The 15,650-nt window shown below is 71.6% G+C and carries 13 protein-coding genes; 9 read left to right on the top strand and 4 right to left on the bottom strand.

Translation table 11 applies throughout. The annotated features are described in order from the left end of the window. Positions 1–75: 75 nt before the first annotated feature. A complete protein-coding gene (locus tag NOCJ54_RS0102330) occupies positions 76–1,482 on the bottom strand; it encodes a WS/DGAT/MGAT family O-acyltransferase (RefSeq protein ID WP_028654184.1) in 1,407 nt (468 codons plus the stop codon). 67 nt (positions 1,483–1,549) lie between these two features. Between NOCJ54_RS0102330 and NOCJ54_RS23420 the strand changes: the two genes are divergently transcribed. Beyond that, positions 1,550–2,836: an alpha/beta hydrolase gene (locus NOCJ54_RS23420; protein WP_051485381.1), complete on the top strand. Its 1,287-nt coding sequence runs from the start codon at positions 1,550–1,552 to the stop codon at positions 2,834–2,836. A gap of 36 nt (positions 2,837–2,872) precedes the next feature. On the opposite strand, the gene NOCJ54_RS0102320 is transcribed toward NOCJ54_RS23420, so the two are convergent. The 3 genes from NOCJ54_RS0102320 to NOCJ54_RS0102305 form a co-directional block, all read right to left on the bottom strand. Continuing rightward, complete coding sequence (locus tag NOCJ54_RS0102320) at positions 2,873–3,367, bottom strand: hypothetical protein (RefSeq protein ID WP_157514770.1); 495 nt, start codon at positions 3,365–3,367, stop codon at positions 2,873–2,875. A gap of 182 nt (positions 3,368–3,549) precedes the next feature. Continuing rightward, positions 3,550–4,377 (bottom strand): HNH endonuclease signature motif containing protein, encoded by an 828-nt coding sequence (locus NOCJ54_RS0102315; RefSeq protein WP_028654182.1) that lies wholly within the window; start codon positions 4,375–4,377, stop codon positions 3,550–3,552. Between the two features lie 509 nt (positions 4,378–4,886). Further along, positions 4,887–5,579, bottom strand: a complete 693-nt coding sequence (locus tag NOCJ54_RS0102305; protein WP_084254873.1) for a DUF222 domain-containing protein — start codon at positions 5,577–5,579, stop codon at positions 4,887–4,889. A 407-nt stretch (positions 5,580–5,986) separates the two neighbouring features. Here NOCJ54_RS0102305 and NOCJ54_RS23415 point away from each other — a divergent pair, with 407 nt between their 5' ends. From NOCJ54_RS23415 to NOCJ54_RS0102265, 8 genes are all read left to right on the top strand, one after another. Beyond that, positions 5,987–6,157 (top strand): CsbD family protein, encoded by a 171-nt coding sequence (locus NOCJ54_RS23415; RefSeq protein ID WP_036516525.1) that lies wholly within the window; start codon positions 5,987–5,989, stop codon positions 6,155–6,157. A 111-nt stretch (positions 6,158–6,268) separates the two neighbouring features. Continuing rightward, positions 6,269–7,252 (top strand): TIGR03557 family F420-dependent LLM class oxidoreductase, encoded by a 984-nt coding sequence (locus NOCJ54_RS0102295; protein WP_028654179.1) that lies wholly within the window; start codon positions 6,269–6,271, stop codon positions 7,250–7,252. 126 nt (positions 7,253–7,378) lie between these two features. Further along, on the top strand, positions 7,379–7,930 hold the full coding sequence (gene pyrR / locus NOCJ54_RS0102290; RefSeq protein WP_028654178.1) for a bifunctional pyr operon transcriptional regulator/uracil phosphoribosyltransferase PyrR: 552 nt from the start codon (positions 7,379–7,381) through the stop codon (positions 7,928–7,930). Beyond that, entirely contained in the window at positions 7,927–8,874 is a 948-nt protein-coding gene (locus tag NOCJ54_RS0102285) for an aspartate carbamoyltransferase catalytic subunit (RefSeq protein WP_028654177.1), read from the top strand. Before pyrR ends, NOCJ54_RS0102285 begins: the two co-directional genes overlap by 4 nt. Further along, positions 8,871–10,166 carry a dihydroorotase gene (locus tag NOCJ54_RS0102280; RefSeq protein ID WP_028654176.1) on the top strand — a complete coding sequence of 432 codons (1,296 nt, stop codon included), beginning with the start codon at positions 8,871–8,873 and terminating at the stop codon, positions 10,164–10,166. Before NOCJ54_RS0102285 ends, NOCJ54_RS0102280 begins: the two co-directional genes overlap by 4 nt. Continuing rightward, positions 10,163–11,299: a glutamine-hydrolyzing carbamoyl-phosphate synthase small subunit gene (gene carA / locus NOCJ54_RS0102275; protein ID WP_028654175.1), complete on the top strand. Its 1,137-nt coding sequence runs from the start codon at positions 10,163–10,165 to the stop codon at positions 11,297–11,299. The genes NOCJ54_RS0102280 and carA overlap by 4 nt, the downstream gene beginning before the upstream one ends. Position 11,300: 1 nt before the next feature. Beyond that, positions 11,301–14,615 carry a carbamoyl-phosphate synthase large subunit gene (gene carB / locus NOCJ54_RS0102270; protein ID WP_028654174.1) on the top strand — a complete coding sequence of 1,105 codons (3,315 nt, stop codon included), beginning with the start codon at positions 11,301–11,303 and terminating at the stop codon, positions 14,613–14,615. Then, positions 14,612–15,640 (top strand): quinone-dependent dihydroorotate dehydrogenase, encoded by a 1,029-nt coding sequence (locus tag NOCJ54_RS0102265; protein ID WP_232221653.1) that lies wholly within the window; start codon positions 14,612–14,614, stop codon positions 15,638–15,640. The genes carB and NOCJ54_RS0102265 overlap by 4 nt, the downstream gene beginning before the upstream one ends. The last annotated feature ends 10 nt before the right edge of the window (positions 15,641–15,650 follow it).

Here is a 15,650-nt window from a genome sequence, read left to right as displayed (position 1 = left end):
GTGGAGTAGGGAAAGGCGAGGGAAGCGTAGCCTGACCTGCCACATCGACCACTGTCCCGGGGCCCCGGGGACGGATCAGCCGGCGCCGACCCTGGCGGTGAGCCGGCCGAGCTCGGCCGGGAAGTGCCGGACCAGGGCGTCGGCGTCCGGGACCGACTCACGGCAGGCGATCGCCCCGACGTGCATGTGGCCGGCGTTGGACATCACGGTGATGTTCAGGCCGGCGCCGTGGAAGACCGGGCCGAGCGGGCAGAGCGCGTCGATCCGGGCGCCCATGAAGTAGAGCGGGATGGGCGGGCCGGGGACGTTCGAGATGACCAGGTTGTGCACGACCGGGTGCCGCTCGGCGAGGCGCAGGTTGGCGTAGGTGCGCACCGCGAGGCCGAAGGTGCGCGGCGCGGCGAACTCCGCCCAGTCCTGGAGCGCGTCGGCGCTGATCGCGTTGTGGTGCTCCTTGGCGTGCTTGTTGCGCTGCGCCATCATCTGCAGCCGCTCCACCGGGTCCTCGACGTCGGTGCCCAGCTTGGTGAACAGCGCGGACACCTTGTTGGCGCCGCCCTCGCGCCGCGAGCTGTCGCGGACGCTGACCGGGACCGTGGCGAGCAGCGAGGACGACGGCAGCTCGCCGCGCTCGGCGAGGTAGCGCCGCAGCGCGCCGCCCGCGACCGAGAGCACCACGTCGTTGACCGTCGTGCCGGTCGCCTTCTTGACCCGCCGGATCTCGTCGAGGTCGAGGTCGGTCATCGCGATCGAGCGGTGGGAGGTGATCGTGCCGTTGAACGACGTGCGCGGCGCCGAGAAGGGCGCTGCCATCGCCGTGCCCCGGCGGACGCGGCCGACGCTCTTGGCGACCAGCTCCACCGACGGCTTGAGCACCCGGGCGAGGGTGACCGGACGGGCCGCCGTACCGACGACGGCGCGGCCGAGCAGCTCACCGCGACCGGGGTCGCGGGGGTGGCGCACCTCGCCGGGACCGAGCGGCTCGGCGTCGGGCTCGATGGAGCACAGGTGCGAGAGCAGGTTGGCGCCGGAGACGCCGTCGACGGTCGCGTGGTGCATCTTCGCGAACACGACGACCTTCTCCCCCGCCTCGGGGCCGGGGCGGTAGCCCTCGATGACCCACATCTCCCACAGCGGGCGGGAGCGGTCCAGCGGGAGCGAGGCCAGGTGCGCGCACAGGTCCATCAGCTCGGCGTACCCGCCCGGCGCCGGCAGCGCGAGGCGGTGGAGGTGCCGCTCGACGTCGAAGCCCTGGTCACGCACCCACACCGGGTGGTCGAGGCCGAGCGGGACGCCGCGGATCTTGCGGGTGAAGCCGGGCACGTCGCGCACCCGGCGGTCGACCTGCTCCTGCAGGGCGGCGAACGAGTACGGCGTCGTCATCGTCGCCGGGTCGAGCACCATCACGGCGCACACGTGCATGAGCTGCGCGGGAGTCTCGAGGTACAGGAAGCTCGCGTCGAGCCCCGACAACCGGTCCATCCAGCAAACTCCCCCATGAAGTAGAACGGGTACCAGTTTCCCACAACGATCCGGATACGCTCGGGTCATGGGATTCGTACGGCGACAGGCCATCACCGCCGCGCTGACTGCCAACGCCATCCGTCCCCTGCCCGGCTTCCGCGCCGGGATCCCGGCCTTCTTCGCCGGCTGGCTCACCGGTGAGCTCGCCCCGCACGTGCTGGGCCTCACCGCCGCCGACGCCGCCGCCCACCTGACGGGCTCGCGCCGTGACTGGCGCGGCCTCGCCCTGGCCGGCGCGTCGGCCGCGGGACTGGCCTACCTGGTCCACCAGAGCCGCCAGGCGGTCACCGTCGCCGAGGACGCCCTCGTCGAGGGCCTCGGCGTCGACTACGTCGAGCAGCTCGACGCGAAGCCGACCCCCGCCGAGCTCGCCACCCCGTGGGGCCGGATCGCGAACCCGTTCGCCTTCCGCCGCGCCGCCCGCAAGGCCGGCATCGAGGTGCACCGCAACATCTCCTACGCGCCGTACGGCCCCCGCGGGCTGCTCGACGTCTACACCTCCGAGGTCACCCCCGCCAGCGGCGCGCCCGTCCTGCTGCAGGTGCACGGCGGCGGGTGGACGATCGGCAACAAGGACCAGCAGGGGCTGCCCCTCATGCAGCACATGGCCGCCAAGGGCTGGGTGTGCGTCGCGATCAACTACCGCCTCGCCCCCCGCAGCCGGTGGCCCGCGCAGATCGTCGACGTGAAGGCCGCGATCGCGTGGATCCGGGAGAACATCGCCGAGTACGGCGGCGACCCCGACTACATCGCGATCACCGGCGGCTCCGCCGGCGGCCACCTCACCGCCCTGGCCGCCACCACCCCCAACGAGCCCGAGTTCCAGCCCGGCTTCGAGGACGCCGACACCTCGCTGCAGGCCGCGGTCCCCTACTACGGCGTCTACGACTGGGCCGGCGCGAGCGGCCTCAAGACAGCACGCCTCATGCGCGACCGCTTCCTGCAGGGCTGGGTGGTCAAGGAGAAGTTCAGCGAGCACCCCGAGGTCTACGAACAGGCCTCTCCCCTGCTGCGCGTCACCCCCGACGACCCGGACTTCTTCGTCATCCACGGCTCCAAGGACACCCTCGTCGACCCCGGCCAGGCCCGCTCCTTCGTCGCCGCGCTGCGTGCCACCTCGAAGCGGACCGTCGTGTACGCCGAGCTCCCCGGCGCCCAGCACGCCTTCGACATCTTCCCGTCCATCCGCTCCCAGCACCTGGTCCGCGCCACCGACCGCTTCCTGTCCTGGCACTGGAGCCAGTGGCGCAGGGAGCACCGGAGCGGCCCGACGGTGGGGGTCGAGGATTCGGGGGCCCCGGACGCGACCTGAGGGGCTCGGCGCTGACGGCGACGCGCGGCGGGTGCGTCAGCGGGCGCGATGCGAAGCGGCCACCGCGGGGGCGTCACGGCGACCGGCACGGTGGTCCCGGCCGGCTGCCTGCCCGAGGGCGAAGGCGTGCAGCGCCAGGCTCAGCGTCCACAGCAGCAGGGCGAGTCGGTAGCCGTTGTCCCAGCGAGGGCCGTGCACAGGGACGAGGCCGTCCACATCGCCTCGCCACTGCCATGCGTCCGTGAAGAAGTAGGCGACCAGCGCGAGGAAGGTCGCGGCCGCTGCAGCCCCCAGCGACGCTCGGCCCTGGCCGAGGCGGAGTGCGAGGAGCAGGGTCGCGATGTCGCAGGCGGCGGTCGCCAGCCAGACGAGCTGCGCGGCCGCGAAGGCGTCCGGCAACCAGCGCGTCTCGCAGTCCTCGGGGTAGTCGCAGTGCTCGCTGAGTCCGCCGATCCAGTCGACCTGGACCCAGAGCTGGGCGACGACGCCCGCGATCGCGAGCAGGCCCACCACCCAACGCGTTGCACGCATGCGACTCTCCGTCCGGTCAGGTACCACTCCCCCGTCCGACGCCTGGCGAGGAGAGCATCGCCGGCAGACGTACCCAGGATCGGGTAGGCGTCGCTCGGCGCCGTCACCACCCGGGCATGCCACAGCCCCCCCCCCCCCCCCCCCCCCGGTGGTGCTCGTGGGCGGGGCGCGAAGCGTGGGAGCTAGTAGTCGTCGGGGTCGAGGCGGCGCGGGGCGTCGAGGACCCGCGTCCCCTTCGGTCCCACCAGGAAGTGACGGCCGGTCGGCGACAGCCACAGGTAGAGACCCGGCTCGACGGTCACGTAGCGCCAGAGGCTGAAGGTCTTGGCGCGGTGGTGGCGTCGACAGAGCGGGACGAGGTTGCAGGGGCAGGTGGGTCCGCCCTTGTTGTGCTCGATCGTGTGGTCGAGGTCGCAGCGGCTCGCGCTGATGGTGCAGCCGGGGAACCTGCAGGTGTGGTCGCGCAGCTGGACCCGCTGCCGGTGGCGGTCGGGGATCTCGTACGAGTCCACCGGAACGCAGTCGGCCAGGTCGATCACCGGGCGCACGATCACAGTCGTCCTCGGTGCCTGCAGCCACTCCTTCACCTGGCTGGCGAGGACCGGTCCGCCGGTTTCCTCGCAGCGGGCGACGGGGTTGTCGCCGGTCAGCGTGGCGTCGGTGACGTGGACGTTCAACGTGACGCGTCGGCCGGGTGCGGTGGCGAGGATCTCGCCGGTGTCGGGGTCGGCGAACAGGAGGTCCAGCGACAGGTCCTGCCGGGCCAGCTCCGCGGCGGCCTTGGACCGGCGGACGTCGAGGGAGGAGTCGTCCCCGCACTTGCCGAGCAGGACCGCGCGGCGGGTGACGGCCTGGTCGAGGTCGTGGCCGTCGGCGGCGTCCATCAGGCCGTGCACGATCACGTGGCCGGTGTCGCTGGGCTCGTCGACGTCGAAGTGGCGGTGGTCGCTGGCCCGCTGCCGCTCGGCCTCCGCGTGGTCCGGGTCGAACCGAACGACGGCTTCGGCCACCAACCTCTCGAGCTGCTTCCAGCCGACGTCGTCGACGGCGGCGTCGAGCTGCCGGTCGACGAACTCGGCCGCCTCAGGACTGAGCGGGTGGGTGAGGTCGGAGATCCGCTGCGCCTTCCACGTGTCCNGCCGGGGAACCTGCAGGTGTGGTCGCGCAGCTGGACCCGTTGGCGGTGGCGGTCGGGGATCTCGTAGGAGTCGACGGGGATGCAGTCGGCCAGGTCGATGACCGGGCGGACGATGACGGTCGTCCTCGGTGCCTGGAGCCACTCCTTCACCTGGCTGGCGAGGACCGGGGTGCCGGTCTCCTCGCAGCGGGCGACGGGGTTGTCGCCGGTGAGGGTGGTGTCGGTGACGTGGACGTTGAGCGTGACGCGCCGGCCGGGGGAGGTGGCGATGACCTCGCGCGTGTCGGGGTCGGCGAACAACAGGTCCAGCGACAGGTCCTGCCGTGCCAGCTCGGCGGCTGCCTTGGAGCGACGGACGTCGAGGGAGGACTCGTCCCCGCACTAGCCGAGCAGGACCGCGCGGCGGTTGATGGCTTCGTCGAGGTCGTGGCCGTCGACTGCGTCCATCAGGCCGTGGATCACGACGTGGCCGGTGTCGCTGGGCTCGTCGACGTCGAAGTGCCGGTGGTCGCTGGCCCGCTGCCGCTCGGCCTCCGCCTGGTCCGGGTCGAACCTCAGGATCGCTTCGGCAACCAACCTCTCGAGCTGCTTCCAGCCGACGTCATCAATCGCGGCGTCGAGCTGTCGGTCCACGAACTCGACCGCTTCGGGGCACAGAGGGTGGGTGACGTCCGCGATGCGCTGGGCCTTCCAGGTGTCGACGCGTCCGGCGACGACGGCCTGGTAGAGGCGGGGCAGTCGCCAGGCGCACTCGATGACTTGTCCGACGTAGGCACGGCCACCGATGGGTGAGCGGCCGAGGACGGCGATGAGCTCCATCAACGCGAACTCCGACACCAGAGGTGCGCCGGGGCCGGCGATCGGGACACCAGTGTCCACGACACCGTCCAGCAGCGTCGCCGCACCCTCTTCGGTCTCAATCACGTTCTGGTCGGCCCAGGCGACGATGGCGATCCACTCGTTGATCATCGCGGTGGTGCGGATCCGGGCTCCAGTGCGGAGCTCGGTGAACAGCTCGGCGACCGAGTGGCCGTCGTACTGCTCCACCGAGGGAGCGCTGGTTCCGAGATCCATGACTGGATTCTTCCAGACACCACCGACAAAAGGTGGGCCGGAAACCCGCCTGTGGACTGGCGATTCTCCCAAGTCTCCATCGACGGTCCGGCTTCAAGGCCCGGTGGTTTCGAGGCTCGGCGCTGGGGCGCCTCGCACCTCAACCACCGGGAGCCGGCGGTGCCGACGCGACCGCAGGCCGACCGCCGGAGCCAGCCACCCGCCGTACTCCCTCGTCGCTGCCTTTCGGAACTGTGCCGACTACGCAACCGCAGCCCGCAGAGATCAGGGACCTACGCGACCGCAAGCCGACCCGCCGGACCCGACCACCCGCCGGGAGTGAGCCGGGCAACAAAACGGACCCGGATCAGCCACGCGAGCGGGGGTACCACGAGCGCATCGCACCCGACGATCGAGAGGAGAGCACCATGGGGCTCGACGACAAGATCAGCAACGCCGCCGAGGAGAAGGGCGGCAAGGCCAAGGAGGCCTTCGGCAAGGCCACGGACAACGAGGACCTCGAGGCCGAGGGCAAGGGCGACCAGCTCAAGGGCAACCTCAAGCAGGCCGGCGAGAAGGTCAAGGACGCCTTCAAGTGACAGCTTGAGGGTCAGCACGAGAGAGACGCGAAGGGGCTCCGGGGACACGGAGCCCCTTCGTCCTGTCCGGGGCGGAGCGTTGGCCGCCGACCCGCCGGGTACCGGCCGGCCATGACGCGATTCGGCTACACCCTGATGACCGAGCAGAGCGGGCCGCGTGAGCTCGTCTCCTACGCGCAGGACGCTGAGCGGACCGGCTTCGACTTCGCCGTCTGCAGCGACCACTACTCGCCCTGGCTGGTGGAGCAGGGGCACGCGCCGTACGCGTGGACCGTCCTCGGGGCCGTCGCGCAGGCCACCTCGGACCTGCAGCTGATGACCTACGTGACCTGCCCGACCACGAGGTACCACCCTGCGGTGGTGGCGCAGAAGGCCGCCACCCTCGCCGTGCTGTCGGAGGGTCGGTTCACCCTCGGGGTCGGCACCGGGGAGAGCCTCAACGAGCACGTCGTCGGCGGAGGCTGGCCCGGCGTCGGGACGCGCCAGGAGATGCTGGCCGAGGCGATCGAGGTGATCCGCGCCCTGCACACGGGGGAGCTGGTCGACCACCACGGGGAGTTCTTCGACGTCGAGTCCGCGCGGGTCTGGGACCTGCCCGACGACCCGGTCCAGATCGGCGTCGCGGTCGGGGGTGATCGCGCGATCGAGGCGCTGGCACCGCTCGCCGACCACCTCGTCGCCGTCGAGCCCAAGGGGGAGTACGTCGAGCAGTGGAACCGGACCGACGGCGCCCCGCGGGTCGGTGACGGTGGCGCGCGGGCGATCGGGCAGGTGCCGATCTGCTGGGCGCCCGACGAGGAGTCGGCGGTGCAGCTCGCGCACGACGAGTTCCGCTGGTTCGGCGGTGGCTGGAGCGTCAACGCCGACCTGCCGACGCCGGCCGGGTTCGCTGCCGCCAGCCAGTTCGTACGGCCCGAGGACGTCGCCGGGTCGATCCCGTGCGGACCCGATCTGGACGCCATCGCCGAGGCGGTCCTCGCGTTCCCGAAGGCGGGTTTCACCGACGTCGCGCTGGTCCAGGTGGGGGACCGCTACCAGCAGCAGTTCCTCGACGAGGTGGCCGGACCGCTGCTGGAGAAGCTGCGCGCCGGCTGAGGCAAGTGTCGCGCGGCACACGTGGACCGGTTCGGCCGGACGGCGCCGGGACCGGTAGGGTGACACCCGTTCAGACATCCTTTAAGGAGCCGTCCTGTGAGGCGGAGAAGGAGGTCAGGCACACATATGCCTACCCACGCGCAGGTCCCCGCAGAGGGCCGCGTCGTCCTCGACGCCGGTGACATCAACCGGGCGTTGACCCGCATTTCCCACGAGATCCTCGAGCGCAACAAGGGCGCCGAGGATCTCCTGCTTCTGGGGCTGCACACCCGCGGCGTCCCGCTCGCCCACCGGATCGCGGCCAACATCGCGTCCGTCGAGGGCACCACCGTCGCGACCGGGTCGCTCGACGTGACGATGTACCGCGACGACCTGAAGTCGCACCCGACGCGGGCACCGCACCGCACCGAGCTGCCCGCCGGTGGCATCGACGGCAAGACCGTCGTGCTCGTCGACGACGTGCTCTACTCCGGGCGCACCATCCGGGCCGCACTCGACGCCCTGTCCGACCTGGGCCGGCCCGCCGTGGTCCGGCTCGCCGTGCTCGTCGACCGCGGTCACCGCGAGCTCCCGATCCGCGCCGACCACGTCGGCAAGAACCTGCCCACCGCGCGCAGCGAACGCGTCAGCCTGCGCCTCAGCGAGATCGACGGGGAGGACGGGGTGACGATCCAGTGACCCGCCACCTGCTCAGCATCGACGACCTGACGGTCGAGGAGATCCACGAGATCCTCACCACCGCCACCGAGATGCACGACGTGCAGAAGCGTGCGGTGAAGAAGCTGCCCGCCCTGCGCGGCCGCACCGTCATCAACCTCTTCTTCGAGGACTCCACCCGCACCCGTTCGAGCTTCGAGATCGCGGGCAAGTGGCTCTCCGCCGACGTCATCAACCTCTCCGCGAAGGGGAGCAGCGCCAGCAAGGGCGAGTCGCTGCGCGACACCGCGCTCACGGTGACCGCGATGGGCATCGACGGCCTGGTCGTGCGGCATGCGGCCAGTGGGGCCGCCGAGCAGATCAGCCGCTGGATCGACGTGCCGGTCATCAACGCCGGCGACGGCACCCACGAGCACCCCACCCAGGCGCTGCTCGACGCCTACGCGCTGACCCGCCGCCTCGGTTCGCTCGAGGGCAAGCACGTCGCGATCGTCGGCGACGTGACGCACAGCCGGGTGTTCCGCAGCAACGTCAAGAGCCTGGTCAAGCTCGGCGCCAGCGTCACCGTCGTCGCCCCGCCGACGCTCATGCCCGCCGGCGTGGGGGACTGGTCGAAGGCGGCCGGGTTCGCGACGTCGTACGACCTCGACGCGGTGCTGCCCCAGGCGGACGCGGTGATGATGCTGCGTGTCCAGCGCGAGCGGATGAGCGGCGGGTTCTTCCCCACTGCCCGCGAGTACACCGTCGGCTACGGCCTGACCCGCGACCGGCTCGCGCTGCTGCGACCCGGAGCGCCGATCCTCCACCCGGGCCCGATGAACCGCGGCCTGGAGATCTCGCCGGACGCCGCCGACGCCGCCGACAGCCTGGTCCTCGACCAGGTCTCGGCCGGCGTCGCGGTGCGGATGTCCGTGCTCTACCACCTGCTCGCCGGCGACGGCCAGAACGAGGGAGCCACCGCATGAGCACCCTGATCAAGGGCGCCACCCTGCCCGACGGCACCACGAGCGACGTCCTCGTCGCCGACGGTGTCATCGCCGAGATCGGCAAGGTCTCCGCGACCGCCGAGCGCACCATCGACGCCGACGGCCTGCGCCTGCTGCCCGGCTTCGTCGACCTGCACACACACCTGCGCGAGCCCGGCCGCGAGGACGCCGAGACCGTCCTGACCGGCTCCCGCGCCGCGGCGGTCGGCGGCTACACCGCCGTCCTGGCCATGGCCAACACCAACCCGGTCACCGACACCGCCGAGGCTGCCGAGCGGGTGCTCGACCTCGGCCGGGCCGCCGGCCTGGTCGACGTGCAGCCGGTGGGCGCGGTCACCAAGGGGCTCGCCGGCGAGGAGCTCGCCGAGCTCGGCCTGATGGCCCGCTCCCGCGCGAAGGTGCGGGTGTTCTCCGACGACGGCAAGTGCGTCCACGACGCCCGCGTCATGCGCCGCGCGCTGGAGTACGTCAAGGCGTTCGGCGGCGTCGTCAGCCAGCACAGCCAGGACCCGGCCCTCGCCGGACCGACCGCGTGCTGCCACGAGGGCGAGCTCTCCGGCCGCCTCGGCCTGCCCGGCTGGCCCGGCGTGGCCGAGGAGGTCATCGTCGCCCGCGACGTGATGCTCGCCCGCCACACCGGCAGCCGCGTCCACGTCGCGCACGTCTCGACCGCCGGCAGCGTCGAGGTGATCCGCTGGGCGAAGGCGCAGGGGATCGACGTCACCGCCGAGGTCACCCCGCACCACCTGCTGCTCACCACCGACCTGCTGGCCGGGTACGACCCCACGTTCAAGGTGAACCCGCCGCTGCGCCCGTCCGAGGACGTCGAGGCGCTGCGCACGGCGCTCGCCGACGGCACCATCGACGCCGTCGCGACCGACCACGCCCCCCACGCCCGCCACGACAAGGAGCACGCCTTCGTCGACGCGGCCTTCGGGATGCTCGGCCTCGAGACGGCACTGCCGGTCGTCACCACGGTGATGGTCGAGAACGGCCTGCTCGACTGGGCCGGCGTCGCCCGCGTCATGAGCACCAACCCCGCCCGGATCGCCGGCCTCGCGGACGGCGACCGCCCCCAGGGCCGCCCGGTCGCGGTGGGCGAGCCCGCCAACCTGACCCTCGTCGACCCCTCCGCCCAGGTGGTCGTCGACCGCGCCGCCAGCGTCTCGCTGAGCCGCAACAACCCCTGGCACGACCGCAAGCTCACGGGTCGGGTGATCGCCACGCTCCTGCGTGGCACGCCGACCGTGCTGGAAGGAGCCCTCGCATGACCGCCCCAGCCCTGCTCGTCCTCGAGGACGGACGCACCTTCCACGGCGAGGCCTACGGCGCCGAGGGGGAGACCTTCGGCGAGGCCGTCTTCAACACCGGCATGACCGGCTACCAGGAGACGCTGACCGACCCCTCCTACCACCGCCAGGTGGTCGTGATGACCGCGCCGCACATCGGCAACACCGGCATGAACGACGAGGACCCGGAGTCCCGGAAGATCTGGGTCGCCGGCTACGTCGTGCGCGACCCCGCCCGCGTCCCGAGCAGCTGGCGCTCGCGGCGCACCCTCGACGAGGAGCTCGCGGCCCAGGGCGTGGTCGGCATCTCCGGCATCGACACCCGTGCGCTGACCCGCCACCTGCGTGAGCGCGGCGCGATGCGGGTGGGCATCTCCACGGTCGAGACCGACCCGGCGAAGCTGCTGGAGAAGGTCAAGGCGTCCGCCGGGATGACCGGCGCCAACCTGTCCGATGCCGTCTCGACGGCCGAGGCCTACGTCGTCCCGGCGCAGGGGGAGAAGCGGTTCACCGTGGCCGCCCTCGACCTCGGCATCAAGGACATGACGCCCTACCGGATGAGCGAGCGCGGCATCGAGGTGCACGTGCTGCCCGCGACCTCCTCCATCGAGGACGTCCTCGCGGTCCAGCCGGACGGGCTGTTCTTCTCCAACGGCCCCGGCGACCCGGCTGCGACCACCGGCCAGGTCGAGCTGCTGAAGGAGGCGCTGGGTCGCGAGCTGCCCTACTTCGGCATCTGCTTCGGCAACCAGCTCTTCGGCCGCGCGCTCGGCTTCGGCACCTATAAGCTGAAGTACGGCCACCGCGGCATCAACCAGCCGGTCATGGACCTCACGACCCGCAAGGTCGAGGTGACCGCGCACAACCACGGCTTCGCGGTCGACGCCCCTCTCGACCGGGCCGCCGAGACGCCGTACGGCAGCGCGACGGTCAGCCACGTCTGCCTCAACGACGACGTCGTCGAGGGCCTCGAGCTCCGCGACGCCTCCGGTGCGCTCAAGAGCTTCTCCGTCCAGTACCACCCGGAGGCCGCCGCCGGCCCGCACGACGCGGCGTACCTCTTCGACCGTTTCGTCGAGCTGCTCACCGCCCGCTCGACCAGTGAGGAGAACTGACGTGCCGAAGCGCGACGACATCAAGTCGGTCCTGGTCATCGGCTCCGGCCCGATCGTCATCGGCCAGGCCTGCGAGTTCGACTACTCCGGCACCCAGGCCTGCCGCGTGCTCAAGGAGGAGGGCCTGCGGGTCGTCCTGGTGAACTCCAACCCGGCCACGATCATGACCGACCCGGAGTTCGCCGACGCCACCTACGTCGAGCCGATCACCCCGGAGTTCGTCGAGAAGGTCATCGCCAAGGAGCGCCCTGACGCGATCCTGCCGACCCTCGGCGGCCAGACGGCGCTCAACACCGCGACGGCGCTGCACGAGAACGGCGTGCTGGAGAAGTACGGCGTCGAGATGATCGGCGCCTCCTTCGAGGCCATCCACCGCGGCGAGAACCGCGAGATGTTCAACGACATCGTCCGCAAGGTCGGCGGTGAGGTCGCCCGCTCCTTCATCTGCCACTCGATGGACGAGGTCGAGAAGGCCACCGAGGAGCTCGGGTTCCCGGTCGTCGTGCGCCCCTCCTTCACCATGGGCGGCCTGGGCTCCGGCATCGCCTTCGACGACGAGGACCTGCACCGCATCGCCGGCGCCGGCCTGTCGGCCTCGCCGACCACCGAGGTGCTCATCGAGGAGTCGATCCTCGGCTGGAAGGAGTACGAGCTGGAGGTGATGCGCGACAAGAACGACAACGTCGTCATCATCTGCTCCATCGAGAACTTCGACCCGGTCGGCGTGCACACCGGCGACTCGATCACCGTCGCGCCCGCGATGACGCTGACCGACCGCGAGTACCAGCACCTGCGCAACCTGGCGATCGGCGTCATCCGCGAGGTCGGCGTCGACACCGGCGGCTGCAACATCCAGTACGCCGTCAACCCCGAGAACGGCCGGGTCATCGTCATCGAGATGAACCCGCGGGTCTCGCGCTCCTCGGCGCTCGCCTCGAAGGCCACCGGCTACCCGATCGCCAAGATCGCGGCGAAGGTCGCCATCGGCTACACCCTCGACGAGATCGAGAACGACATCACCGCCGGCCCGCAGGGTTCGACCGCGGCCTCGTTCGAGCCGACCCTCGACTACGTCGTGGTCAAGGTGCCCCGGTTCGCGTTCGAGAAGTTCCCGACCGCCGACTCGACGCTGACCACGCACATGAAGTCGGTCGGCGAGGCGATGGCGATCGGCCGCAACTTCTCCGAGGCGCTGAACAAGGCCTTGCGCTCGCTGGAGTCGAAGGGCTCGGCGTTCACCTGGGTCGGCGAGCCCGGCGACAAGGACGCGCTCCTCGCCGACGTGCAGCGCCCCCACGACGGCCGCATCCAGAAGCTGATGCAGGCCATCCGCGCCGGCGCGACGCCGGAGGAGATCTTCGACGCGACGAAGATCGACCCGTGGTACGTCGACCAGCTCTTCCTCATCGACGAGGTCGCGCAGGCGGTCGCGGAGGCGCCCGAGCTGGACGCCGCCGTGCTGCGCCGGGCCAAGCGCCACGGCTTCTCCGACGCCCAGGTCGCCGGGCTCCGGGGCCTGGACGAGGCCGAGGTCCGCGCGCTGCGTGGCGAGCTCGGCGTCCGGCCGGTCTACAAGACCGTCGACACGTGCGCGGCGGAGTTCGCGGCCAAGACGCCGTACTACTACTCCTCCTACGACGAGGAGACCGAGGTCCTCCCGCGGGCCGAGGGCAAGCAGGCCGTGATCATCCTCGGCTCGGGCCCGAACCGGATCGGCCAGGGCATCGAGTTCGACTACTCGTGCGTGCACGCCTCGCTCGCGCTGGCGGAGGCCGGCTACGAGACGATCATGGTCAACTGCAACCCGGAGACCGTCTCGACCGACTACGACACCTCCGACCGGCTCTACTTCGAGCCGCTCACCCTGGAGGACGTGCTCGAGATCTACGAGGCCGAGAAGGCCGCTGGCCCGATCGCCGGCGTCATCGCCACCCTCGGCGGCCAGACGCCGCTGGGCCTGGCCCAGGGCCTGCAGGACGCGGGCGTGCCGATCGTCGGCACCAGCCCCGAGGCCATCGACCTCGCCGAGGAGCGCGGCGCGTTCGGTCGGGTGCTCGCCGAGGCCGGCCTGGTCGCGCCCAAGCACGGCACCGCGGTGTCCTTCGAGGACGCCCAGGAGATCGCGCACGCCATCGGCTACCCGGTGCTGGTGCGTCCGTCGTACGTCCTCGGCGGCCGCGGCATGCAGATCGTCTACAGCGACGCGGCGCTGAAGGCCTACATCGAGGCCGCGACCGAGATCAGCCCCGACCGGCCGGTGCTGGTCGACCGGTTCATCGACGACGCGGTCGAGATCGACGTCGACGCGCTGTACGACGGCGAGCAGCTCTTCCTCGGCGGCGTGATGGAGCACATCGAGGAAGCCGGCATCCACTCCGGCGACTCGTCGTGCGCCCTGCCGCCGGCCACCCTCGGTGACGCCGAGATCGCGCGGATCCGCGAGGCGACGGAGGCGATCGCCCGGGGCGTGGGAGTGCGCGGCCTGATCAACATCCAGTTCGCGCTCGGCGCCGACGTGCTCTACGTGATCGAGGCCAACCCGCGTGCGTCGCGGACGGTCCCGTTCGTCTCCAAGGCCACCGGCACCCAGCTGGCCAAGGCCGCTGCCCGGGTGATGCTCGGCGAGACGATCGCCGACCTCCGCCAGGCCGGGGCGCTGCCCGCCGAGGGCGACGGCGGCACGCTGCCGGCCGACGCGCCGATCGCGGTCAAGGAGGCGGTGCTGCCGTTCAACCGGTTCCGCACGAAGGAGGGCAGCTTCGTCGACACCGTCCTCGGGCCCGAGATGAAGTCGACCGGCGAGGTGATGGGCTTCGACGCCGACTTCGGCACGGCGTTCAGCAAGTCGCAGGCCGCGGCCTACGGCTCGCTGCCCACCGAGGGCAAGGTGTTCATCTCCATCGCCAACCGCGACAAGCGGACGATGATCTTCCCGGCCCGCGTCCTGGCCGACTACGGCTTCGAGATCCTGGCCACGCAGGGCACCGCGGAGGTGCTGCGCCGCAACGGCATCCAGGCCACGATCGTGCGCAAGCACTTCGAGGGTCCCGGCCCGCACGGCGAGAAGACGACCGTGCAGATGATCCTCGACGGCGAGATCGACCTGATCGTCAACACCCCGCACGGCAACACCACCGCCGCCGGCGGTGGCGGCGACTCGCGCGTCGATGGCTACGAGATCCGCGCCGCCGCGGTGCTCACCGGCACCCCGTGCATCACCACGGTGCAGGGCCTCGCGGCCGCGGTGCAGGGCATCGCGGCCATTCGCGCCGGGTCCATCGGCGTGCGCTCCCTCCAGGAGTGGCACGCGCGGTGACCCTGTACGACAAGGTCTTCGACAACGTCCTGGTCCGGATGGACGCCGAGAAGGCGCACCACCTGACCTACGACGCCCTGCGGCTCGGCGGCCCGCTGCTCAAGCGCACGCCGGTCCGCGGGGGAGAGCCGGTCGAGCTGATGGGGCTGACGTTCCCCAACCGGCTCGGCCTCGCGCCCGGCTTCGACAAGACCGCCGAGGTCTGGGACCGGATGGGCGCGTTCGGCTTCGGGCACGTCGAGATCGGCACGGTCACCGCGCTGCCCCAGCCCGGCAACCCGAAGCCGCGGCTGTTCCGGCTCCCCGAGGACCGGGCGATCGTCAACCGGATGGGCTTCAACAACGACGGCGCGGAGGCGGTCGCCCGGCGGCTCGCGAAGCGCCGCCGCAAGCCCGGCGGCCTCGTGCTCGGCGTCAACATCGGCAAGTCGAAGGTCGTCCCGGACGAGGACCAGCAGGCCGTCGAGGCCGACTACGAGACCTCGACCCGGTTGCTCGCCCCGCACGCCGACTACCTCGTCGTCAACGTCAGCTCGCCCAACACCCCGGGGCTGCGTAACCTGCAGGCCGTCGAGCGGCTCGCGCCGCTGCTGGCCCACGTGCGGCGCACCGCCGACGAGGCGACCGGCGTCGGCACCGTGCCGCTGCTGGTGAAGATCGCGCCCGACCTGTCCGACGACGACGTGCGCGCCGTCGCCGACATGGCGCTCGACCTGCGCCTGGCCGGTGTCATCGCGACCAACACCACGATCGCCCGCGAGGGCCTGCGCTCGGCCCCGGCGACCGTCGAGGCGTGCGGCCTGGGCGGCCTCTCCGGCGCGCCGCTGCGCGAGCGGTCCACCGAGGTGCTGCGCATCCTGCGCGAGCAGGTGGGGGACCGGCTCGTGCTCATCGGCGTCGGCGGCATCACGACCCCGGCGGACGCGCGCGAGCGCATCGACGCCGGCGCCGACCTCGTGCAGGTCTACAGCGGCCTCATCTACGGTGGCCCCCGGTGGCCCCGCCACGTCCTCGCGGCCCTCTGACCAGGAGAAC

This window comes from Nocardioides sp. J54 (assembly GCF_000519005.1).
Taxonomy (GTDB): Bacteria; Actinomycetota; Actinomycetes; order Propionibacteriales; family Nocardioidaceae; genus Nocardioides.
This window is presented reverse-complemented; position numbering and strand designations above follow the sequence as displayed.